19 protein-coding genes and 1 tRNA gene are annotated in these 23,090 nt (G+C 65.6%); 15 read left to right on the top strand and 5 right to left on the bottom strand.

Annotated elements, in window-relative coordinates; genetic code table 11:
• Nucleotides 1–311 precede the first annotated feature (311 nt).
• Nucleotides 312–953 (bottom strand): 2-polyprenyl-3-methyl-6-methoxy-1,4-benzoquinone monooxygenase, encoded by a 642-nt coding sequence (coq7, locus tag ASD86_RS01130; RefSeq protein ID WP_046657872.1) that lies wholly within the window; start codon nucleotides 951–953, stop codon nucleotides 312–314.
• Between the two features lie 189 nt (nucleotides 954–1,142).
• Entirely contained in the window at nucleotides 1,143–2,324 is a 1,182-nt protein-coding gene (locus ASD86_RS01125) for a (Fe-S)-binding protein (protein ID WP_056106008.1), read from the bottom strand.
• Nucleotides 2,325–2,505: 181 nt separating this feature from the next.
• Here ASD86_RS01125 and rplM point away from each other — a divergent pair, with 181 nt between their 5' ends.
• The 3 genes from rplM to ASD86_RS01110 all read left to right on the top strand — a co-directional run bounded on the left by rplM (nucleotide 2,506) and on the right by ASD86_RS01110 (nucleotide 3,477).
• Entirely contained in the window at nucleotides 2,506–2,934 is a 429-nt protein-coding gene (gene rplM / locus ASD86_RS01120; protein WP_056106007.1) for a 50S ribosomal protein L13, read from the top strand.
• Nucleotides 2,935–2,943: 9 nt separating this feature from the next.
• Nucleotides 2,944–3,336 (top strand): 30S ribosomal protein S9, encoded by a 393-nt coding sequence (gene rpsI / locus ASD86_RS01115; protein WP_036104896.1) that lies wholly within the window; start codon nucleotides 2,944–2,946, stop codon nucleotides 3,334–3,336.
• Between the two features lie 66 nt (nucleotides 3,337–3,402).
• Nucleotides 3,403–3,477 (top strand) — tRNA-Gln (locus tag ASD86_RS01110).
• Nucleotides 3,478–3,753: 276 nt separating this feature from the next.
• Here ASD86_RS01110 and ASD86_RS01105 read toward each other — a convergent pair.
• Nucleotides 3,754–4,248 (bottom strand): GNAT family N-acetyltransferase, encoded by a 495-nt coding sequence (locus ASD86_RS01105; RefSeq protein ID WP_056106005.1) that lies wholly within the window; start codon nucleotides 4,246–4,248, stop codon nucleotides 3,754–3,756.
• 350 nt (nucleotides 4,249–4,598) lie between these two features.
• Between ASD86_RS01105 and ASD86_RS01100 the strand changes: the two genes are divergently transcribed.
• Both ASD86_RS01100 and ASD86_RS01095 read left to right on the top strand, forming a co-directional pair.
• Complete coding sequence (locus tag ASD86_RS01100; RefSeq protein WP_056106003.1) at nucleotides 4,599–5,150, top strand: ECF-type sigma factor; 552 nt, start codon at nucleotides 4,599–4,601, stop codon at nucleotides 5,148–5,150.
• A gap of 48 nt (nucleotides 5,151–5,198) precedes the next feature.
• On the top strand, nucleotides 5,199–7,982 hold the full coding sequence (locus ASD86_RS01095) for a tetratricopeptide repeat protein (RefSeq protein WP_056106001.1): 2,784 nt from the start codon (nucleotides 5,199–5,201) through the stop codon (nucleotides 7,980–7,982).
• 512 nt (nucleotides 7,983–8,494) lie between these two features.
• Here the strand turns inward: ASD86_RS01095 and ASD86_RS01090 are convergent.
• The gene (locus tag ASD86_RS01090; protein WP_162253587.1) at nucleotides 8,495–10,462 is read right to left on the bottom strand and encodes a peptidoglycan DD-metalloendopeptidase family protein; all 1,968 of its coding nucleotides are present in this window, start codon (nucleotides 10,460–10,462) and stop codon (nucleotides 8,495–8,497) included.
• A gap of 492 nt (nucleotides 10,463–10,954) precedes the next feature.
• Between ASD86_RS01090 and ASD86_RS01085 the strand changes: the two genes are divergently transcribed.
• Entirely contained in the window at nucleotides 10,955–11,941 is a 987-nt protein-coding gene (locus ASD86_RS01085) for a fumarylacetoacetate hydrolase family protein (RefSeq protein WP_056105998.1), read from the top strand.
• A 94-nt stretch (nucleotides 11,942–12,035) separates the two neighbouring features.
• Complete coding sequence (maiA, locus tag ASD86_RS01080; protein WP_056105996.1) at nucleotides 12,036–12,698, top strand: maleylacetoacetate isomerase; 663 nt, start codon at nucleotides 12,036–12,038, stop codon at nucleotides 12,696–12,698.
• Between the two features lie 212 nt (nucleotides 12,699–12,910).
• Here the strand turns inward: maiA and ASD86_RS01075 are convergent, their stop codons facing one another.
• Nucleotides 12,911–14,026 (bottom strand): PilT/PilU family type 4a pilus ATPase, encoded by a 1,116-nt coding sequence (locus tag ASD86_RS01075; protein ID WP_036104874.1) that lies wholly within the window; start codon nucleotides 14,024–14,026, stop codon nucleotides 12,911–12,913.
• A gap of 98 nt (nucleotides 14,027–14,124) precedes the next feature.
• Between ASD86_RS01075 and ASD86_RS01070 the strand changes: the two genes are divergently transcribed.
• The 8 genes from ASD86_RS01070 to ASD86_RS01035 all read left to right on the top strand — a co-directional run bounded on the left by ASD86_RS01070 (nucleotide 14,125) and on the right by ASD86_RS01035 (nucleotide 22,994).
• The gene (locus ASD86_RS01070) at nucleotides 14,125–14,505 is read left to right on the top strand and encodes a DUF4398 domain-containing protein (protein WP_082577953.1); all 381 of its coding nucleotides are present in this window, start codon (nucleotides 14,125–14,127) and stop codon (nucleotides 14,503–14,505) included.
• On the top strand, nucleotides 14,502–15,143 hold the full coding sequence (locus ASD86_RS01065) for a hypothetical protein (protein WP_056105994.1): 642 nt from the start codon (nucleotides 14,502–14,504) through the stop codon (nucleotides 15,141–15,143). Before ASD86_RS01070 ends, ASD86_RS01065 begins: the two co-directional genes overlap by 4 nt.
• 631 nt (nucleotides 15,144–15,774) lie before the next feature.
• Entirely contained in the window at nucleotides 15,775–15,990 is a 216-nt protein-coding gene (locus ASD86_RS01060) for a YdcH family protein (RefSeq protein ID WP_031371506.1), read from the top strand.
• Nucleotides 15,991–16,378: 388 nt separating this feature from the next.
• Complete coding sequence (locus ASD86_RS01055) at nucleotides 16,379–17,749, top strand: pyridoxal-phosphate dependent enzyme (RefSeq protein ID WP_056105992.1); 1,371 nt, start codon at nucleotides 16,379–16,381, stop codon at nucleotides 17,747–17,749.
• A gap of 493 nt (nucleotides 17,750–18,242) precedes the next feature.
• Entirely contained in the window at nucleotides 18,243–19,424 is a 1,182-nt protein-coding gene (locus ASD86_RS01050) for a cystathionine gamma-synthase (protein ID WP_056105991.1), read from the top strand.
• 48 nt (nucleotides 19,425–19,472) lie between these two features.
• The gene (locus ASD86_RS01045; RefSeq protein ID WP_056105989.1) at nucleotides 19,473–20,843 is read left to right on the top strand and encodes a glycosyltransferase family 4 protein; all 1,371 of its coding nucleotides are present in this window, start codon (nucleotides 19,473–19,475) and stop codon (nucleotides 20,841–20,843) included.
• Nucleotides 20,844–20,958: 115 nt separating this feature from the next.
• The gene (locus tag ASD86_RS01040; protein WP_056105987.1) at nucleotides 20,959–21,753 is read left to right on the top strand and encodes an ABC transporter permease; all 795 of its coding nucleotides are present in this window, start codon (nucleotides 20,959–20,961) and stop codon (nucleotides 21,751–21,753) included.
• Nucleotides 21,750–22,994, top strand: a complete 1,245-nt coding sequence (locus ASD86_RS01035) for an ABC transporter ATP-binding protein (protein ID WP_056105985.1) — start codon at nucleotides 21,750–21,752, stop codon at nucleotides 22,992–22,994. The genes ASD86_RS01040 and ASD86_RS01035 overlap by 4 nt, the downstream gene beginning before the upstream one ends.
• Nucleotides 22,995–23,090: the final 96 nt, after the last annotated feature.

The following is a 23,090-nucleotide window of genomic DNA, read 5'->3' as shown; positions in this document are numbered from 1 at the left end:
CCGCCGCGGGCGCGGTTCGCTCCGATTGCCCTGCCGCTCCGCCGAAGACCCTCACCCCAGCCCTCTCCCGCAAGCGGGAGAGGGAGTTGATCGCGGCAGGCGCGTCTGCGGTGCTTGATGGCCAGGCCGTCTGAGTCCGAACAACCGGTCGCCGGCGTGTCCGCCAGGGCAGGCGGAACTGCCCATTGCCAGCGTGTCCTCCAAAAGCAAAGGCCCGCCAATGGCGGGCCTTTGTGCTCAAGCTGTTGCCGATTGCCGATTGCCGATTGCCGATTGCCGATTGCCGATTGCCGATTCCCAACCCTCGGCCCTCAAACCCGATAAGCCACCGTCTTCATCAACTTCGACGCTGCCGCCATGATCGTCGGCACCGGCATCGGCAGGATGCGCGCGCCGGCCGCTTCGGCGTTCTGGGCGTGACGGGCCTCGTCGGCCTTCATCGTGCGCAGGATCGCGCGGCTGCGCTGGTCGCCTTCGGGCAACGATTCCAGATGCTCGTCGATATGCGCTTCGACCTGACGCTCGGTTTCGACCACGAAGCCCAGATTCCAGCCGTCGCCACGCAGGCCGGCCAGCACGCCGATGGTGAAGCTGCCGGCGTACCACAGCGGGTTGAGCAGGCTGGGGCGGCTGTCGAGTTCGCGCAGGCGGTCGGCGCACCAGGCCAGGTGGTCGGTCTCTTCCTGCGCGGCTTCGAGCAGGTGCTCGCGGGTGGACTCGTCGCGGGCGACCGCGGCCTGGCCGCAGTACAGCGCCTGGGCGCAGACCTCGCCGACGTGGTTGATCCGCATCAGACCGGCCGAATGGCGCTTCTCGGCCGGTTCCAGGACCAGCTCGGCGGTGCTGCCGGCCGGGTTCGGGCGCTCGGCGCCGGGGGCGCCGAACACCGTGTCGAGGGCGCGCTGGGCTTCGCTGAGCACGCGGTCCAGGGGATTGAGGGTGCGAGCGTTCATGCCGCCGATTCTACGGCGCGGGCGGTGTAGAAGTCGGTTAAGCGGGGTGGACAAATCGTCCTTGGCCAGGAAGCAGCCGGGGCGTGCGGGATAGTGACTGCGGCGCCGTGGAGCCAGGAAGCCTCGAGGTTTTTTCCGGGCTGGGCCATTGTGCCCCGACGCTTTCCGATCAGATAGGAGCGAAAGCAATCACACGGCGGGCGTCGTTTCTTCCAGGCACTCGGCCAGAAACTCCAGCGGATGCTGCACGCGCAGATCGGTACCGTTGCCTAGATGCAGTCGGCAACCGATGTTCGCGCTAAGCAGCCGTTCCGCGCCGCTGCGTTCGAACTGCTCGATCAGCGGCGCCCGGTATTCGGCCGCGCGTTGCGGGTCGGCGAACATCTGCGTGCCCGACGCGCCGCAGCAGCCATATCCGGCATCGAGCTCGATCACCTGCAACCCCGGTACCGCGGCCAGCAGGCGGCGCAGCGCCGGCACCGACTTGACCACGTTGCGCTGGGTACAGGGCAGGTACACGGCGACGCGCTGCGTGCTCGGACGAAACCGCAGCCGTTCGATGCGATCGGCGAGATAGACGATCGCGTCGACTGCGCGGGCCCCGTCGGCCAGGGCGCGGTCGAGCGTGTCGTGGCAGCCGCTGGCGAGGGTCAGCACAGTGATGTGGCCGGCGAAAGCGTCGCGGTTGGCCGCGGCCAACGCCTGCGCATGGGCGGCATCGCCGGAATGCGCGTGCAGGGCGCCGCAGCAGGTCTGTAGCGCCGCCGGGTCGAGGACAACGCCCAGCGCGCCGCATAGCCGCGCCAGGGCCGCGCGCAGCGGGCTCTCGTAACGATCGGCGACGCAGCCCACGAACAGGCCGACCCGGTCCGACGCGGGGCCGGTCGATCCGGGCGATAGCGGCATCGCCACCGTCCGCGGCGGTCGCGGCAGGGGCCGCCAAGCCGCCGGCAGCCAGGGATGGGCCAGGCGATACAGGCCCAGCCCCGCGCCCAGCCAGCGCGGCCGCGCCGCCAGCGCTTCGATCAGACGCTGGCGCCAGGCCGCCGGGCGGCGCTCGCGCTGGCGCCGCCGCGCCAGGGTCAGCAAGGCCCCATACTCCACGCCCGCCGGGCACACCGCTTCGCAGCTGCGGCAGCCCAGGCAATGGTCGAGGTGGGTGTCGGCGATCGCGCTCGGGGCGATGGTGTCCAACGCCCAGGCGCGGGTCAGCGCGATCCGGCCGCGCGGCGATTCAGCCTCGAGCCGCTCGCGCCCGTAAGTCGGGCAGGCCGGCAGGCACAGCCCGCACTGGACGCAGCGGTCGGCCAGCGCCACCAGCGGATCGGCGGGATCGGCGGGATCGGCGGATATCCGGGGCGCGACGGGCATGTTCAGAATGCTAGCATGGGGGTCGGGTCGACTTGCGGCGGCTGAATAAGCCCGCTATCATCTCGCCTCTTCACGTTCCACATTTACAACGCGTGGCGAAATTCCCGGGCCGAATACCTTCTCGCGAGGGTCCGATCCAGCGGAATCAGCCCGACCATCTGCACCCACTAAAAGAGTTTTCATGAAGACTTTCACCGCCAAGAACGAGACCGTCCAGCGCGACTGGTACATCGTCGACGCGTCGGGCAAAACGCTCGGCCGCCTGTGCTCCGAACTCGCGCGCCGTCTGCGCGGCAAGCACAAGCCCGTCTACACCCCGCATATCGATACCGGCGATTACCTGGTGGTAATCAACGCCGAAAAGATCGTGGTCACCGGCAAGAAGCTGCAGGACAAGATGTACTACCGGTTCACCGGTTACGTCGGCAACCTGAAGAGCGAATCGCTGGGCCAGGCGCTTGAGCGTCATCCCGAGCGCGTCATCGAGATCGGCGTCAAGGGCATGCTGCCGAAGAACACCCTCGGCCGCGCCATGTACCGCAAGCTCAAGGTCTACAAGGGCTCCGAGCACCCGCACGCCGCGCAGCAGCCGCAGCCCCTGGACTTTTAAGGTACGAACATGGCTATCCAACAGAATTACGGCACCGGTCGCCGCAAGTCCTCCACCGCTCGCGTGTTCCTGCGCAAGGGCGAGGGCAAGATCACCATCAACCAGCGCACGATCGAAGAGTTCTTCGGCCGTGAGACGGCGCGCATGATCGTGCGCCAGCCGCTCGAGCTGACCCAGTCGACCGACAAGTTCGACGTCAACGTCACCGTCGCCGGCGGCGGCATCACCGGCCAGGCCGGTGCGATCCGCCTGGGCATCGCCCGCGCGCTGGTCGAGTACGACGAATCGTTGAAGAGCGAACTGCGCAAGGCCGGTTTCATGACCCGCGACGCCCGTGAAGTCGAGCGTAAGAAGGTCGGTCTGCACAAAGCCCGTCGCGCCACCCAGTTCTCCAAGCGCTAATCGTTCGACGGCTGCATCGGTTTTTGCTTTTGCAGCCGCGAATTTTTGCGTTAGACTGTGTTTTATAGCCCCGTCGCCAAGCGGTAAGGCACCTGACTCTGACTCAGGCATTCGGTGGTTCGAATCCATCCGGGGCTGCCAAACAAGATCGTCACCGCCGCAAGGCGGATGGCTTCACGAAAAACCCGCCAATCGGCGGGTTTTTTGTTGTCTGCGAGAAAATCTCTCGCCGCCAGACGGGTTTCTTTGTTGCTCGCGAGAACAGCTTCCGCCATCAGGCAGATCTTTGTTGTTTCAGGAAAGCTCGCGCCATCAGGCGGAGTCTGTTGTTCGCAAGAAAAGCCTCGCCGTCAGGCCGGTTTCTATTTCCGCGAGTAAGCATCCGTAGCGCAGCGATCACCGCGACGGCCTGATCGCTCACCCCAACTCGCGCAACAGGCTGATCTCGTCGCGCAGCGGAATGCCGTGATGGCCGAGCAAGGGAATCTCCGGATCGGCCTCGCGCTCGCGGTCGATCGCGCCAGGCGTCAGCCGCCACAAACGGAAATCGCGGCGCTGATAAAAACGCAGCGCGTCGAGGTTGTCGTTGGTGGTGCGCGCCAGCAGCCGGGTCAGGCCCAGCGAACGCGCGCGGATCGCGGCGAGTTCGAGCAGGCGCGTGCCGGTGCCGATGCCCGAGGCCAGCACGTCCAGGACCACGACCTCCGAATGCCCGGCCTCGTCGAGCAGCACGATCAGGCCGGCGAGGCTGCCGTCGTCGTTGTCGGCGACGAAGCCAGGCAGCATCGCGGCGTCGATCGCGCGGCCGTCGAGCTGGACGATCGGCGTGCCCCAGCGTTGCTCCAGCCAGGCACGCAACGCGGCGCGATCGTCGTCGCGGATGGGGCGCAGTGGCAGCGGTAACGGCAGCATCGCGTCGAACCGGGTGGAGTGCGGCCAAGGTATCAGCCTTCGCCGCTGGCGCGGATGCCGCGGTTTGGCTGCTCGCCTCGGCCGGCGCCGGCCTGGGTCGCTTGAAGGCCGGGCGATGCGCTCGGGTTCGCCCGTGGTGGCTGGCGGCGAATGCGGCGTCATGCCGCGCCGAATGCCGGGTACGCGCATGTAATGAGGCGAACGCCACGCGCGGCGAGCAAACCCGCAAACCGTGTCGGCGGTCGCGGCCGCGATGTTCACCGGCTCGCATCCTGTGCCATGCCGATGAGGCTCGGATACCATCCGCGCGCAGGGGGATCGATGCGATACGACGGCGTCGGGGGACGCGCATGGGCGAGGAACTGACTCGATTGCTGCAGGACTGGCGTGGCGGCGATGTCGCCGCGCGCGATCGTCTGTTCGCGCAGGTTTACGAAACCCTGCGCGCGATGGCCGCTGCGCGGCTGGGCGCGCGTTCGTCCAATCGCACCTTGCAGGCGACGTCGTTGGTGCATGAGGCGTTGATTCGGCTGATCGGCAGCGAGGTCGACTGGCAGGATCGCGCGCATTTCTACGCGCTGGCCTCGTTGAAGATGCGTTCGGTGCTGGTCGACGAGGCACGCGCGCAGGCCGCGTCCAAGCGCGGCGCCAACCCGGTCCTGTTGACCTTGTCGCATGCGGATCTGCAGGGCGGGCAGACGGTCGGTTTCGACGTGCTGGCGCTGCACGACGCGCTCGACCGCCTGGCCGCGCGCGATCCGCGTTCGGCGCGCGCGGTGGAGATGGCGTACTTCGGCGGCATGGAACAACGCGAGATCGCCTGCGTGCTCGAAGTGTCGATTCCGACCGTCGAGCGCGATCTGCGTTTCGCCCGCGCCTGGTTGAGTCAGCAACTGAGTTGATCCGACGCAACACCCGCAACGCCTTCGCAATACCGCTTCGGAGTACCCATGCAAACGCAACGCTGGCAGCAACTGCGCGCCTTGTTCGATGCGGTCTGCGACCTGCCGGCCGAACGTTGGCGCGATGAATTGCAACGGCTCAGCGACGATCCGGAGCTGATCGACGAAGCCCTGGATCTGCTGCGGGCGCAAACCGCGAGCTTCGATCAGGCGCTTAAGCCGCTCGGCGAGTTGATGGCGAACCGGCCCGACAGCGAGCTGCGCGCGGGCGAACGATTAGGCGCGTGGATGCTGGTCGAGCGCCTGGCCAGCGGCGGCATGGGCACGGTGTTCATCGCCGAACGCGCCGACGGACTGTTCCGCCAGCAGGTCGCGATCAAGCTGCTGCGCGGCAGCGGGGTCAATCAGGCCGAATTCGCCCAGCGCCTGGCGGCGGAGCGGCAGTTGCTGGCCGAATTGCAGCATCCCAACATCGCCCGGCTGTACGACGGCGGCACCACGCCGAACGGCGAGCCCTATCTGGTGATGGAGTACGTGCCCGGCCGCGCGCTCGACGACTATTGCGAGCAGCGTCAGCCCGGATTGCGCGAACGACTGCGTCTGTTCCAGCGCATCTGCGGCGCAGTGCAGAGCGCGCATCAGCGCTTGATCGTGCATTGCGATCTCAAGCCCGGCAACGTGCTGGTGCTCGACGACGGCGAGCCGGTGTTGCTGGATTTCGGAATCGCCCAAGTACTGGACCGACAGCACGGCGACGGCGAACGCGGCAACGATTTCTGCACCCCGGCCTATGCCAGTCCTGAATTGCTCGGCGGCGCGCGGGTCAGCGTGGTCAGCGACGTATTCGCGCTCGGCGTGTTGTTGACCGAGCTGCTGTCGTGTCGGGCGATCGGCCGCGGCATCGCCGAGCGCGACACGCCAGTGCCGTTGCCGAGCGCCTGGGCTGGCGCCGACTGCCCCTGGCGCGGCGCGTTGCGCGGCGACCTCGACGCGATCGCCGCGCGCGCCTGCGCGTTGGACCCGCGCAAGCGCTATTCCTCGGTCGAAGCGTTGTCGCTGGACATCGACCGGCATCTGGCCTGGCGTCCGGTAACGGCGCGCGCGCCGACTTGGCGTTACCGATTTGGGCGTTATCTGCGCCGGCATTGGCGCGAGAGCGCGGCCAGCGCGATCGTGTTGCTGCTCGCCGGCGGTTTCGTCTGGCGGGTCACTGCCGAACGCGCGAACGCGCAGCGCGAAGCGGCGGTGGCCGAGCAGGTCAGCGAGTTTCTGGTGTCGGCGTTCGACGCCGCCGATCCGCGCATGCGCGGGGCGCGTCCGGATCAGGAAGTCAGTGCGCGTCAGGTGCTTGATACCTCGGCCGAACGGATCGAACGCGGGCTCGACGAAACCCCGGCGATCCGCGCGCGCCTGCGCGCGGTGCTTGGCCGCGCGTATCGCAACCTGGGTCAGCCGCAACGCGCCGAGGTCTTGCTCGAACAAGCGGCCAAGGAGTTTCTCGATCCTGCCGTGGCGCGCCCCGACCAGGCCGCGCAGGCCTTGGCGGAACTGTCGCGTTCGATGAGCGCGCGCCAGTATGGCAGCCAGGCGGTCGCGGTCGCGCGACGCGCGCTGGCGCTGCGCGAGCGCGACGGCGAACCGCGCGCGCTGGCCGATGCGTACGACACGCTCGGTCTGGCTCAGGTCGCCAACAGTCAGTATCCGGAAGCCGAGCGCTCGTTCGCGCAATCGCAGGAACTGCGGCGCCGGCACGCCATGCGCCAGTCGCCCGATGAGCGCGCGGGCATGCTTGGCCATCTGGCCGAGTTGTACCTGCGCCGCGGCGAACTCAAGCGCGCCGAACAGACCTTCCGCGATGCGCTCGCGATTACTCGCGCGAGCGGGCCGAACACCGTCGCCACCCAGCTCAATCAATTCGGACTGGCGCGCTCGCTGTTCGGTCAGGGGCGGGTCGACGATAGCCGGCGCGAACTGCTCGACAACCTGATTCTCGCCCGCGAGCTGTACGGCGAGCAGAGCGACATGGTCGCCAATATTCATTCCGACCTGGCCAACACCTCGCAGGATATCGGCGATTTTCGCCAGGCCGACGAGCACTACCGCGCGGCGCTCGCGATCATGGCGATCGTCGCCGGCGAACGCAGCCTGGATTACGCGCGCGTGCTCAACAATTGGGCGGTGCTCGCCGACGAGCGCGGCGATGTGGCCGAGGCCGAGCGGCGCTGGACCTTGGCGCTGTCGATCCGGCGTCAGCATCTGGAGCCGGAGGAACGGCGGGTGCTGCGCATCGAAAGCGCGCTCGGCCGGTTGCTGGCGCGGGCCGGTCGCAGCGAGCGGGCGCAGCCGCTGATCGAGCATTCCACCCGGATCTGGAATACGCGCTATGGCGAGGACTATCCGGGGCGGTTGATGGTGGCGTTGAGCCGGATCGAATGGTTGCTCAGCGCCGATCGTCTTGATGAGGCGGCCGCGGGGTTGAATGGGTTGGATCTGGATCGCGGTGAATACAACGCCTTGATGCTTGCGCGCATACCTGGTCTGCGCGCTGAGCTGGCGCAGCGACGTGGCGATTGGGCTGCGGCCGAACGTGCCTGGGCTGCGATCGTCGCCGATAGTGCGCAGCAGTTGGGCGCGGGGCAGGTGAAGACGGCCAAGGCTCGGGTTCCTTATGCCGAGGTGTTGCGTGCGCGCGGGGATGCGGCGGGTGCGGCGGAGCAGGTGCGGTTGGCTGAGCCTTCGTTGCGGCGGGAGTTGTATGCGGAATCGGATTTGCTGCGGCGGTTGGATGTGCTTAAGCGGGGGACGCCGGAGGTGCGGGTGGTGTCGCGTTAGTTGCGCGGACGCTGTTGCTTTGCGGTTTTGAAGCTTCAAGCAGGATCAAAAGCTTCCGCCGCTGAAGCGGCGGGTTACTTTCTTTTGTCAAAAGCAACAAAAGAAAGGTAACCAAAGAAAAATGCCTTGTTGTGAATCAAGTGCCCGCAAGATCGGTGCATGCGCGGGCATGCGCCACACGAGACATCCTGTCTCGGTAGCGCACGGCGCACATCCATGTGCGCCGCCCTTCGGGTGTCCTGTTCGTCTCGCGAATAACAAGCCTCGCAGTGCTGGAAATGAAACCTGACTTCAGGCGAAAGCTACATGGCCTACCTGTAGGAGCGGCGCAAGCCGCGACCGCGAACTCCGGGCGACGACGCAAAACCCAGCCGACAACGATAATTCGCATGCGGCAAACAAACCCTGCCACCGAGGCCAACAAACAAGAACGCCGCCCTCGCAGGCGGCGTTCTCGTTATCGTTGGCCTTGTCAATCAGCGACGTTCAAACCGAGTCGCGAACTTCTACTCTCACTCGATCGCCTGCACATCAACCAGGCGCAAACCCTTGATCGCGTACTTCTCGGCCGACTGATACAGACCCTGCCAGCCCTTGACCGCTTCCAGCGCCTTGCCGCCGCTGCCGGCGCGGAACACGCCGACGTAGTTGCGCACGCCGGCATCGACATAGGTGTCGACATCGATCAGGCGGTAGCCGTCGTCGGACAGCTCGGCCCACTTCGCGGTGAAGCCGCCCCACGAGGTCGAACGCCACAGCGCGGTGGAGTCGCTGCCGGCGCGGTACACGCCGATGAACTGGCGCTGGCCGTTGCCGATGTCGAAGCTCTCCATGTCGATCAGACGCAGGCCCTGGTCCTTGGCGGTTTCGCGCTGTGCGGCGAAGGCCGAGAAACCGGTGTGGCTCCACAGGCCGGCATTGCCGGTGCCCGGACGGAACACGCCGACGTAGTGACGGGTGCTGCCGCTCAGGTAGGTGGTCATGTCGACCAGGCGTTGACCGTCCTCGCTGAGCTGCTGCCACACCGCGGTGAAATCGGACCAGCTGCTGGCGTTGTACAGCGCGCCGGCGCCGGTGCCGCGCTTGTACACGCCGACGAAGTGGCGATCGCCGTTCTCGACGTAGGTGTCGATCTGTTCCAGACGGAAATCGTCGGCCACCAGCTCGGCGCGCTTCTGGGTGAAGGCGGTCCAATTGGGCTTGTTGACCCGGATCTCGATCTCGTCGCTCGCGCGCCACACGCCGAGGAAGGTCTTGTTGTCGGTTTCGGCGGCGTCGAACGCATACGGCGTGCTGGCCGGATATAGCAGGCTGAAGGTATGCGGCGCGGAATGGTTGCTTAGCGCGGTCCAGTCGGTCGGGTCCATGTTGTTGGCGCTGGCCATCGCGGTGGCTTCGCCGCGGGTCAGGCTCTGCAGCTGGGCGAAGGTCATCGGACGCGGACGCACCGCGTTGCCTTCACACGAACCCGGCGAGGTTTCCTGGCTGACATGCACATGCACGTGCGGGCCGCTGGACTGGCCGGTGTAGCCGACCTTGCCCAGGTACTGGCCCTGCTTGACGACCGCGCCGGGCACCAGCAGTTCGGCCGGGATCGAACCGGGCTGCATGTGCGCGTACAACGCGACTTCGTTGCCGGCCTGGATCTTGAGGAAGTTGCCGCCGGCCGAGTACTGGCCGGTGCTCGGCGCGACCGGCTCGGGTTCGATTTCCTTCGATACGCGCGGATAGTTCTTCCACTCCGGCAGGTCGTTGAGGCCTTCGCAGACGATGCCGTCGGCCATCGCGTACAGCGGCAGGCCGTAGGCGCGGCGGCCCTCGGGCTTGGTCGGATCGGCGCCGGGACGCTTGTCGTCCCACGAGTCGCCGTCCCAGCCGGTCACGCTGTTGTCGAGGCCGAAGGCCTGGCTGCCGCCGACGTGGTTGCTCGAGGTCTGCCAGGCTTCGTTGAAGCGCAGGTCGCTGGCTTTGCCCGGAAAACGCAGCGGGCCGTTGTCGTTGGTCGCGGCGGTGAACGGCAGGTTCTTGATCACCGGATTGGCGAAGCCCTGCACGTAGACGGCGACCTTGACCGTGGTCGGGTACGGCGCGCTGATGATGATCGGATACGAGGCCGGCACGTCCGGCGCGTTCGGGTCCGGGTTGGAATAGTCGCAGTTGCAGTTCTGGAACGCGTACTGGGTGCCCGGGGCGATTTCGACCGGCGCGAGGAAGTTGGAGGCGAGCTGGTTGAGGATCTCGACCTTGGTGATCTTCAACGGCGTGGCGCCGTCGTTGCGGATTCCCATGCGCAGCGAAACGCGGCCTTGCTTGGCGCCGCCGACCTGGGACGGGCCGATCGCTTCGAACACGACCTTGCCGTCCTTGATCGGATTGACCACGTCGATGGTGAGGGCCTGGGCGTTGACGCCGGCGCTGACGCACAGGGCGAGCGCGGCCGGCAGGGCGCGCAGAAGCAGGGTAGAGGTTTGAGTTTTCATGATGGACTCCATAGGCATGATTGGGAAAATCACGCGGTCGCAGAGGGACGAGCCCTCAACCCGTGGAGCCGGGATTTGAGATTGGGGATTCGGGATTGGGAAAGCGGCCGCGTCGCCTTGGCTGGCTAATCCCTAATCTCGAATCCCTAATCCCGGCTCCACACGGCTGGGTCTGTCCCGGCGAACCCGGGCGTGACCACGCCGCGCTTAATTCAACAAACCGGGGAAGGGCGGCCGGACCCATCAAGAAATTTCAAATTATTTTTCGGCCCGGCCCGGAAGGCGGCAAAATGGCGGCCGGAGCGAGCGGTGACGGGGTTCGGCATTGGGCGCAAACGCAGCCCTGGCGGGCCTCGGCGCTGGATGCGGCCAGTTTTTGAGCCGGCCGATGCCTGTAAGCGGCGCCCCGAGCCCGTGGCTGCCAATGGCGCCGCGAGTGGTTACAATTGAAACCATTGCGCCGCGGCGCCCTGAATCGACATCGAGGTCTGGATGAAGCTTGGATCCCTGAAGGAAGGCGGCCGCGACGGCACGCTGATCGTCGTCTCGCGCGACCTGACCCGCGCCGTGCGCGCGACGGGTATCGCCGACACCCTGCAGCGCGCGCTGGAGGACTGGTCGAACGCCGCGCCGAGGCTCAACGCGCTGTCGGACGATCTCAACGCCGGCACCGCCGCCGACGCCTTCGAGGTCGACTTCGCCGCGCTCGCCGCGCCGTTGCCGCGCGCCTACGAATTCGTCGATGGCAGCGCGTATCTGCCGCACGTCGAGCGCGTGCGCCGCGCGCGCGGCGCCGAGGTGCCGGAAAGTTTCTACAGCGATCCGCTGATGTACCAGGCGGTCAGCGCCGGCTTCTACGGCCCGCGCGATCCGGTTCGCGTGGTCAGCGAGGACTACGGCATCGACCTGGAAGCCGAAGTGGTGATCGTGACCGACGACGTGCCGATGGCGGTCAGCGCCGAAGACGCGGCCGGCCACATCCAGCTGATCGGCCTGGTCAACGACGTCTCGCTGCGCAATCTGATTCCGAACGAACTGGCCAAGGGCTTCGGCTTCCTGCAGTCCAAGCCGCGTTCGGCGCTGAGCCCGGTGTTCGTCACCCCCGACGAACTCGGCCCGGCCTGGATCGACAGCAAGGTCCATCGTCCGTTGCTCACCCACATCAACGGCGAATGGTTCGGCGCGCCGGAAGCGGGCATCGACATGCAATTCAACTTCGCCCAATTGGTCGCGCATGCGGCCAAGACCCGACCGCTGTCGGCCGGCACCATCGTGGGCTCGGGCACCGTGGCCAACGAAGACACCTCGCTGGGTGCTTCGTGCTTCGCCGAGAAGCGCACCGTCGAAACCCTGGAACACGGCAAGCCGTCGACGCCGTTCATGAAGTTCGGCGACACCGTGCGCATCGAAATGCTCGACGCCGACGGCAGCAGCCTGTTCGGCGCGATCGAACAGCGCATGGAACGTCCTTCCGCCTGACGGTGTCGGGCGCGGGACGAGAGGTCGACTCCGGCGCGGCGCAACCGGTAAGGTTCGCCGTGCAGGGGTGCAGCGACAATCAGGTGGAGCCCGGGTGAGCGAGCAATTGCGGTTGTATTCGTATTGGCGCTCCAGCGCCTCGTATCGCGTGCGTATCGGTTTGAACCTCAAGGGGCTCGAGTACGAGATCGTGCCGGTGCATCTGGTTCGCGGCGGCGGTGAGCAACACCTGCCGGCGTACCGCGAACTCAATCCGCAGGGCCTGGTGCCGGTGCTGCAGCACGGCGCGCGCACCCTGAGCCAGTCGATCGCGATCCTGGAATACCTCGACGAAACCTGGCCGCGGCCGAACCTGCTGCCAGTCACCGCGCGCGACCGCCACCGCGTGCGCGCGATCGCCCAGACCATCGCCTGCGAAATCCACCCGCTCAACAATCTGCGCGTGCTGCAGTACCTGGACGGCACCTGGAACGTCCCGCAGCCCGAACGCGACGGCTGGATCGCGCACTGGATCCACGAAGGCTTCACCGCGGTCGAGGCGATGGTCGCCGATCATCCGGCCACCGGTACTTATTGCGAAGGCGACAGCCCCGGTCTGGCCGACTGCTGCCTGATCCCGCAGCTGTACAACGCGCGCCGCTTCGGCGTGCCGCTGGAACCGTTCCCGACCTTGCTGCGGATCGAGCAGGCGTGTCTGGAGCTGCCGGAGTTCGACAAGGCCCGGCCGGAGAATCAGCCGGATCGGCCGCCGGGTTGAAGCTAGGAACGAGTTCAGAGGAGTAAGGAGTGAGGAGTGAGTAAAAGCGGGCGCCGCGATGTGTCCGCTCTTACTCACTCCTCACTCCTCTGAACTCATTCCTGCCCCGCCGCCATCGCTAAAAAGCAAAACGGGCCCCGAAGGACCCGTTCGCCGCGGAACGCTCTACTCGTTCCTCACTCCTCTCAACTCACTGCTCGCTTACTGCTCGCTCAATGCGCAGCAGTAGCGTCATACATATCCGCATACGGATCGTGCTCGCCGGTGCCGCCCTCGGACAGGCGGAACTTCAGCGCCAGGCCGTCGCGCGAGTCGGCCGCCTTGAGCGCCTCCTCCATCTCGATCCGGCCTTCCTTGTACAGGCGGAACAGGCACTGGTCGAACGACTCCATGCCGTCTTCCAGCGATTCTTCCATCGCCTGCTTGATCTCGTGCACCTGGCCGCGGCGCATCAGGTCGCGCACGTGCGGGGTGTTGATCAGGATCTCGGCCGCCGGCAGGCGACGCCCGTCGACGCCGACCACCAGTCGCTGCGACACCACCGCCTTGAGGTTCAAGGCCAGGTTCATCAGCACGTTCTTGTGCGCCGACTCGTTGAAGAAGTTGAGGATGCGTTCCAGGGTCTGGTCGGCGTTGTTGGAGTGCAGCGTCGCCAGGCACAGGTGACCGGTTTCGGCGAACGCGATCGCCGCTTCCATGGTCGTCGCATCGAGGATTTCGCCGATCAGGATCACGTCGGGCGCTTCGCGCATCGCGTTCTTGAGCGCGTTGTGGAAGGCGTGGGTGTCCAGGCCGACCTCGCGCTGGTTGACGATCGACTTCTTGTGCTTGTGCAGGTACTCGATCGGATCCTCGATGGTGAGGATGTGGCCGGCGGTGTTGGTGTTGCGGTGGTCGATCATCGACGCCAGCGTGGTCGACTTGCCCGAGCCGGTCGAACCGACGATCAGGACCAGCCCTCGCGGCGCCATGATGATGTCCTTGAGCACCTGCGGCAGCTGCAGTTCCTCGATGCTCGGGATGATGCTGCGGATGGCGCGGATCACCATGCCGACTTCGCCGCGCTGCTTGAACACGTTGATGCGGAAGCGCCCGGCGTCGGGCAGGGCGAGGGCCATGTTCAGTTCGAGATCACGCTCGAACAGCGGGACCTGGCCTTCGTCCATCAAGGAATAGGCGATTTTCTTGACCATGCCGGGCGGCAGGCCGGTGTTGCCGAGCGGGTAAAGACGGCCTTCGACCTTGATGTACACAGGCGCGCCAGTCGTCAGGAACATGTCCGACGCGTTCTTTTCCGTCATCAGCTTCAGGAAATAGCCGATGTCCATGCATTCATACCCCTTGTTGACGGCGCGCGCCGTTGCAAGCACGCTGCCGGCCTGACGACAATGTCCGTGCGTCATCCCTTCCGCACAGCGCTCCCCTAATGACCGCAAGCTTCGCACAATTTCGTTTGCCGCTGCTGGCCGCAGTTCTCGCTTCCGCCCTGGCCGGCTGCGCGTCCACGCCTCCGCCCACCGGCGAGCTGTCCACCGCGCAGCAGGCGGTGATGCGCGCCGACGATGCCGACGCCGACCAATACGCGCCGCAGGACCTCAACGCCGCGCGCAGCGCGCTGAGCGCGGCCCAGGGCGCGTTGTCGCAGGGCAAGGACGAAGACGCACGGCGTCTGGCCCTGACCGCGGTGGCCGAAGCCGACCTGGCCCTGGCCCGCAGCCGCGAGGCCAAGACCGGCGCCGAACTCAACCAGCGCCGCGCCGAGATCGCCGAATTGCGCCGCCGCCTGCAGAACGGAGCTGGCCAATGAGCGCGTTCGCCGATCTGAGCCGCGGCCTGATCCTGCGCACGCTCGCCGCCACCGTGCTGTCGCTGGCCTGCGCCGCGGCCTTCGCCGCGCCGCCCGACGATCCCGACGTCGCCCGCCTGAATCAGCGGGTAATCGTGATCGAATCCAATCCCGACGCCGCTCAGTACGGCGCCTTCGAGCGCCTGCGCGCGCGTCAGGCCATCGACGCGGTGCGCGCCGCGCGCAGCCGCGATCGCGCCTGGGCGCTGCGGATCGCCGATCGCCGGGTCGAAACCGCCGAAATCGTGACCCGCACCCAATTGGCCCAGCGCGAGGTCGATCGCCTCGACCGCGAGCGCAGCGAACTGTTGGTCGAAGCCAGCCGCCGCGACGCCGACCGCGCCCGCGCCGAGACCGAACGTCTGCGCGTGCAGGCCCAGATCCAGGCCGAAGAGGCTGAGCGTCTGCGTCTGGCCGCCGATCAGGAAGCCCAGGCCCGCGCCGAGGCCGAGGGCCTGCTCGACAACGTCGCCGGCCAGCAAGCCGCCAAACTGCGGGCCGCGCGCGAGCGCGACGCCGAACTGGCGCGCAAGGAAGCCGAGCTGATGGGCGAAGCTCCGCCCAAGCCGGCGCCCAAGCCCAAGCCGAAGAAGAAGTAAGCCCGGAGGCGGGCCTGCGGCCCGTCCCGAGGCCCGCTTCAAGCCTCAAGCCGCCTCACGGGGCGGCACGCCGTCCATCGATCTGGCCGCGAAGGCGGCCGGCGCGCGCGGCCGGCCAGGCGCCACAGCGCCAATCGGGATCGGGCGCATCCCGCCCTCCCGGCCTTCCTCTCAACCCGTCAATCGGCGCCGGTCATCGGGCCACCTTGCCGCAGCGGGCGACTCGCTCCCGACGAACGGCCTTGGCGATCAAAGCCACATTCCAGCTGCGATTCGCAGCCTGCTTCACGCACCGAATGTGTGGCCGTTATTTCTTTGTAATCAAATGGTTAAGCGCTGGGCACGATCCTGGCCGGCGAGTCTGGCCGTAACCTGAAACCGTTTGCAGCCCACCCTTGCCGGATCCGGATCGCAGGAGTAGGGTCGATTATCCGAGCGGTTCTACCGCCGCTTGGCGAAGAGTCAGGCCGATGAGCGATACGCCCTTTCCGCAGGATCCCGCCGCCGCACATCCGCGCGCGGCCGGCCTGTGCGAAGCCGGCGCCGCACCGAGCCCGACGCACCTTACGGTCCCCCGCAACGCCCTGGTCTCGCGGCCGGGGCGTTTGCATTCGTGCTGAAGGAGGCTTTCATGTTCGAAGAACAACCGCAGCCTGAAATCGACGCGCTGATCAAGAGCAACCCGGAATTCAAACAGCTCTACCAGCGTCACAAGGATCTGGACAAGAAGGTCATGGACGCCGAACTCGGCGTGCTGCCGATCGACGACACCACCTTGGGTCAGATGAAACGCGAGAAGTTGGCTGCGAAGGATCGGCTGATCCAACTCTACGATCAGCAACATTGAAGCCCATCGCATGCGTGCGGCCCACCCGCGGGTGAGGCGGCCACGCATGCAGCGCAGCCGGCGCGACGCCGGTTGCGCACCGGCCGGGCGCGAACGCCCTGGCTCAGTCCAAATGGACCCGACCCGCCCGCGGTCGCGGCTCCAGGCTTAGCGCGGGCGGCGGCGGTCATCCTCGTCGATCGCCGCCGTCCGCGGCTACCACTCCGGCAATGAAGTCCTGAAAGCAGGCGGGCCCGATGCGATCCCGGCCCGCACCGGCAACCGCTGCGCGCATCCGCGCCATGCAGGTCATACCCCAAGCGTTCGCGGCTCCGCGAGGAGGCGCGCACCACGGCGCGGCGGCTAGAATGGTCCGATTCGCCGCACGGTAGCGGCTGGCAGGAGCCGCATGGCCATTCACTCCTCGGTACTCGAACTCATTGGCAACACCCCGATCGTCAAGGCCCAGCGCCTGGACACCGGCGTGTGCGAGCTGTATCTCAAGCTCGAATCGCAAAACCCCGGCGGTTCGATCAAGGACCGCATCGGCCTGTCGATGATCGAAGCGGCCGAGAAAGCCGGCAAGATCAGGCCCGGCGACACCCTGGTCGAAGGCACCGCCGGCAATACCGGCATCGGCCTGGCCCTGGTCGCGCAGCAGAAGGGCTACAAGCTGCTGCTGGTCGTGCCCGACAAGATGAGCCGCGAGAAGATCTTCAACCTCAAGGCGATGGGCGCGCAGGTGGTGCTGACCCGTTCGGACGTGGCCAAAGGCCATCCGGACTACTACCAGGACCTGGCCGAGCGCATCGCCAACGAAACCCCGGGCGCCTATTTCATCAATCAGTTCGGCAATCCCGATAACCCGGCGGCGCACGAGTTCGGCACCGGTCCGGAAATTCTCGAACAGATGGGCGGCGAGCTCGACGCGATCGTGTTCGGTTGCGGCAGCTCGGGCACCATGACCGGCCTGTCGCGCGCGTTCGCGAAGTTGTCGCCGCACACCGAGTTGATCCTGGCCGATCCGGTCGGCTCGATCCTCGAGGAATACATCAACCGCGGCACCTTGTCGGACAAGTCGGCGAGTTGGATGGTCGAAGGCATCGGCGAGGATTTCCTGCCGCCGATCTCCGACTTCACCCGGGTCAAGAAGGCCTATGCGATCAACGACAAGGAAAGCTTCCTGACCGCGCGCGAGCTGCTGGAGAAGGAAGGCATCCTCGGCGGTTCCTCGACCGGCACCCTGCTGGCCGCGGCGCTGAAGTACTGCCGCGAACAGACCACGCCGAAGAAGGTGTTGGTGTTCGTCTGCGACACCGGCAACAAGTACCTGTCGAAGATGTACAACGACTACTGGATGCTCGACAACGGCTTCATCCAGCGCGAACAGCATGGCGACCTGCGCGATCTGATCCTGCGTCCGTACTCGCAGCGCGATACCGTCGTGGTGGCGCCGACCGATGCGTTGGTCACCGCGTACCAGCGCATGAAGCTGTACGACGTGTCGCAGCTGCCGGTGATGGACGGCGAACACATCGTCGGCATCGTCGACGAAAGCGATGTCCTGCTGCACGTGTACGGCGATGAATCGCGCTTCCGCGATCCGGTCTCGACCGCCATGGTCAGCAAACTCGACAAGATCCCGGTCGCCGACCCGATCGAATCGCTGCTGCCGGTGTTCGACCGCGGCCATGTCGCGATCGTCATGGACGGCGACAAGTTCCTCGGCCTGATCACGCGCATCGATTTGTTGAACTTCCTGCGGCGGCGCGTGCAGTAACACGGGCCGGCCAAGGGCGCTGCGGCGCCCTGACCCGAATTCCCGGAAGCCTCGAGAAGAGTCCTTCTCCCGCTCGCGGGAGAAGGTGCCCGAAGGGCGGATGAGGGCAGCAGGCGCGCCCTCACCCCAACCCCTCTCCCGCAAGCGGGAGAGGGGCTTGAAGCCCGGGGCGGATACCTTCTCGCCCAAGGGGCGGCCATTCAGGCCCATGTCCCATCGTTCAGGGGCGTCCTTTCACACCGCGACGATTAGCGGAATTTCGCGATAACCACTGCCAAACCGTCGCTTTCGCCCAACCAAGCCACCCGCCTAGACCGCGCATTCAGCCGCGCCCGACGCCGCCCATCGTGGCCGCCGTCGCAAACCCCGCCACCCGCACATCCCGCCTGCACGCCGCCTGAAGTCCGGGCTCGGGCGGGCAGGCGCTCACGGCCGCAATGTTAAACTTCGCGGTTGCGCCAACCGGCGGAATGCCGCCCATGGGAAGTCTTCAATGAGCCAACAACCGCCGCAAGGCGATGCCCGCAAGTACGGCATGGGCACACTCGCTATTCACGCCGGCCAGTCGCCCGACCCCAGCACCGGGGCGGTGATGCCGCCGATCTACGCCACCTCGACCTACGCCCAGAGCAGCCCCGGCCAGCATCAGGGCTTCGAGTACTCGCGCAGCCACAACCCGACCCGTTTCGCCTACGAGCGCTGCATCGCCGGCCTGGAAGGCGGCACCCAGGGCTATGCCTTCGCCTCCGGCCTGGCCGCGACCTCGACCATCCTGGAGATGTTCGACGCCGGCAGCCACGTGATCGCGATGGACGACGTCTACGGCGGCACCTACCGCCTGTTCGAGCGCGTGCGCCGCCGCAGCGCCGGCCTGGACTTCAGCTGGGTCGACCTGAGCGACACCGCCGCGTTCGAAGCCGCGATCCGCCCCGAGACCAAGCTGGTCTGGATCGAAACCCCGACCAACCCGCTGCTCAAGCTGGTCGACATCGCCGCCATCGCCGCGATCGCGCGCAAGCGCGGCCTGGTCGTGGTGGTCGACAACACCTTCTCCTCGCCGATCCTGCAGCGCCCGCTCGAACTGGGCGCGCACATCGTCATGCACTCGGCGACCAAGTACCTCAACGGCCACTCCGACATCGTCGGCGGCATCGCCGTGGTCGGCGACGACGCGGACCTCGCCGAACGCATGACCTTCCTGCAGAACGCGGTCGGCGGCATCCAGGGCCCGTTCGACAGCTTCCTCGCCTTGCGCGGCCTGAAGACTCTGCACCTGCGCATGAAGGCCCACTGCGAAAACGCACAGGCGCTGGCCGAGTGGCTGGAAACTCATCCGTCGGTCGAGAAGGTGATCTACCCCGGCCTGACATCGCACCCGCAGCATGAACTGGCCAAGCGTCAGATGCACGGCTTCGGCGGCATGGTCAGCATCTACGTCAAGGGCGGCATGGACGGCGCGCGCCGGATGATGGAGCGCTGCGAACTGTTCACCATCGCCGAATCGCTCGGCGGCGTGGAGAGCCTGGTCAACCATCCGGCGGTGATGACGCATGCCTCGATTCCGCCGGAGCGTCGCGCGGCGCTGGGCATCACCGACAACCTGGTGCGCTTGAGCGTGGGCGTGGAGGATGTGGCGGATTTGCGCGCCGAGCTTGAACGTGCGTTGGGTGCTTGAGTTCATGATATCGGTGCGGTCCACGCGTCAACTTAAGCGTACTTGTCGATGACGAGCGCGCGTGCCATGGACTTCAATTTCGCCAACAGTCTGCTGGCCTTGTCCGCCTGGATTCGCAATCAGTCCTGGCTGCAGCGGATCTATCGCCGGCTGCCTCAGCGTGTCCGCAACAGGGTGCTGTTCACGCTGGCGCATCGGGCGAGCGTGCGCGCCCGATTCCCGCGCACCGAGGCCTGGTCGCGTCCGCTGCCGGCAACGGCGGCGCAAACGACCGCGGTTGCGCCGGTTGTCGGCGGCGGCGTAAATATTTTCGGCTACATGCGCGGCCAGTTCGGATTGGCCGAAAGCGTGCGCCTGTATGCACGCGCGTTGATCGGCGCGGGCTATCCGGTGGCGCTGTACGACGTGGCCATCGACCTGCCGCACGGATTCGACGATCACAGCCTGGACGCGTATATCGGCGAACAGACGCCGCACGCCGTCAGCATTCTTTTCGTCAATCCCGACTACCTGAAACCGGCGCTGGAGCATATCGGTCAGGCGCGCCTGCGCGGTCAGCGGCTGATCGCCTGCTGGTTCTGGGAGCTTCAGGACATCCCCGCCGACTGGTTGCCGGCGATCGAGTTGATCGACGAAATCATGGTGGCGTCGGAGTTCGTCAAGGACGCGTTCGAGCGGGTCACCGACAAACCGGTGTTCCGTGTTCCGTTGCCGCTCAGCCCGATCCCCGATAGCGGCTTGCAGCGCGGCGATTTCGGCTTGCCCGAGGACACGTTCGTCTTCCTGTGCACCTTCGATTTCAACTCGTGGGTGCACCGCAAGAATCCGTTCGCGGCCATCGAAGCGTTTCGCCGGGCCTTTCCCGAGGGCCGCGGCGATGTGCAACTGCTGGTCAAATCGAGCAACGGCCATCGCCATCCGGACAAGTTCCTCGAACTGCTCAAGGTCAGCGCCCAGGATCCTCGCATCGTGGTGCGCGATGAAGTCATCGACCGCGCGCACGTGCATGCATTGCAGCGTTGCGCCGACGTCTATGTCTCCCTGCACCGCGCCGAGGGCTTCGGCCTGGGCCTGGCCGAATGCATGGCGATGGGCAAGGCGGTGATCGCGACCAATTGGTCGGGCAACGTCGATTTCATGAACGAAGACAACAGCTGCCTGGTCGACTATTCGCTGGTGCCGGTAGGCGAGGGCGAATATCCGCATCCGCCTGGGGCGATGTGGGCCGATGCGGATGTCGATCATGCCGCGCGGCAAATGCGGCGGCTGGCGGACGACCGTGATCTGGCGAAGCAGTTGGGTCGCCGTGCAGCCGGCGATATCGCCCAATGCCTGTCTCCGCGCGCCGCGGCGGACGCTTTGATCGCTCATTTCGAGTCAGGGAGCGGGCGAGTGATTTCGGTCGCGGAGACTCAATAAATGCCGCTCGGAATCACGACCGGTCGATTCGATTCGATCCGCAATATACGTCTCGCCTTACGCGCCGACCCGACGCGCTTTGGTGGGCGGCGCAGCGAAATCTCAAGGTGTATCCATGCGTGAACTATTTATCGCGATCTGGCGTTACCGCTATTTCATCGCCTCTTCGATTCGAAACGAACTGCATTCCCGCTTCGTGCGCAGCAAGCTGGGCGGTTTATGGATGATCATCCATCCGCTGGCGCAGGTGTTGATCTTCGCCCTGATCTTGTCCGAGGTGCTGGCGGCGAAACTGCCGGGCATAGACAACAAATTCGCCTATGCGCTGTATCTGATGGGTGGGATGTTGGGCTGGAGCCTGTTCCTCGAAACCATCATGCGCTGCGTCAACCTGTTCGTGGACAGCGGCAACCTGATGAAGAAGGTCGCATTCCCGCGAATCTGCCTGCCACTGGTCGCCGCCGGGACGATGCTGGTCAATAATCTGTTGCTGTTGATCGCGATCTTCGCCGTATTCGCCGCGTTGGGCCACTATCCCGGCGGCGAAGTCGTGTGGTTGCCGGTTTTGATTCTGCTCAACCTCCTGTTGGCGATGGCGGTGGGCATGGTGCTGGGTGTGCTGAACGTATTCATGCGCGATATCAGCCAGTTGGTGCCTGTGGTCACGCAGGCTTTGTTCTGGCTCACTCCGATTGTGTACAGCGTCAGCGTGTTGCCCCAGAAGTATCAGGGCTGGTTCAAGCTCAATCCTTTGTACCCGTTGATCACCAGTTATCAGAATGTGCTGGTGTTCAATAAACCGCCGTTGTGGACGGATCTGGGTTGGCTGCTGCTTGCCGCCCTGGTGTTGTCGGTATGCGCGCTCGCATTGTTTCGCCGCGCCAGTCCTGAAATGGTGGACGTGCTATGAGCGGTGAATTGCAGGTGCATGGCCTGGGTAAGGCATATCGTGTCTGGGGAAGCGAATGGTTGCGGATGGCCTCGTTGTTCGGGCTTCCGACGCGTCCACGCGATGAGCATTGGGTCTTGAGGAACGTGTTCTTCTCGATTTCCGCCGGCGAGAGCGTCGGCATCATCGGCCAGAACGGAGCGGGCAAGAGCACGTTGCTGAAGATGATTACCGGTACGACTCAGCCCAGTGAAGGCTCGGTCCGTCGCTCCGGACGCATCGCTGCGATTCTCGAACTGGGGATGGGCTTCAATCCGGATCTGACGGGACGCGAAAACGCTTATCACGCGGCGGGCCTGATGGGGTATTCGCAAGCCGAGATCGAGAAGATGATGCCGCATATCGAAAGTTTCGCCGAAATCGGCGAGTACTTCGATCAGCCGATTCGCACCTATTCCAGCGGCATGCAGATGCGCGTGGCCTTCAGTGTGGCGACGGCCGAGCGGCCCGACATGCTCATTGTCGACGAAGCGCTGTCGGTGGGCGACGCGTACTTCGTGCATAAGAGTTTTCAGCGCATCCGCGACTATCGGGAATCGGGCACCACCTTGTTGATCGTTTCGCATGATGCCGCGGCGATTCAGTCGATGTGCGATCGCGCCATTCTGCTCGACAACGGCGGAGTGGTTCTCGATGGCGAGCCGCAACAGGTGCTGGATTACTACAATGCGTTGATCGCCGAGCGCGAGAACAAGACGCTGCGTACCGAGCGTCGGGACGATAAAATCGCGACGGAATCGGGGACTGGCGAAGCCCAATTCGAATCATTGCAGATGCTCGACGATCAGGGGCGTCCGGCGGAATATCTGCTGGTCGGTCAAAAGGCAGCGCTTCGCGCGCGCGTGCGCATCGACGACGAAGTGCCGCGTCTGGTGTTCGGCTACATGCTGCGCGACCGGCTGGGGCAGGCGATTTACGGGACCAACACCCACTACACCGACCAGCCGATCGCTGCGCTCAAGCGCGGCGACCGTGTCGAATTCGATGTGGGGTTCGAGGTCAATCTCGGTCCCGGGACGTATTCGGTTTCGGTCGCGCTGTCCAGCTCCGAGAGTCATTTGGTCAAGAACTATCAGTGGAAAGACTTGGCGTTGGTCTTTACCGTCGCCAATGCCGATAAGGCGAATTTCATCGGCACGGCTTACATACCTTCGGTCATCCGTATCAATCGTATCGAAAGCGGCGCGGCGCTTGATGTCTAGCAAGATTTCGATAGAAGCGATCAGCACTGTTTGCGGCGTGCTCCGCGCCGCGCGATCGGCAATCTCGCCGGCGAGTGGATCAAGTCAGCGGCATCG

Source organism: Lysobacter sp. Root690 (assembly GCF_001427785.1).
Classification (GTDB): Bacteria; Pseudomonadota; Gammaproteobacteria; order Xanthomonadales; family Xanthomonadaceae; genus Lysobacter.
Note: the sequence above shows the minus strand (reverse complement) of the source record. Positions and strands in the feature narration are given on the sequence as shown.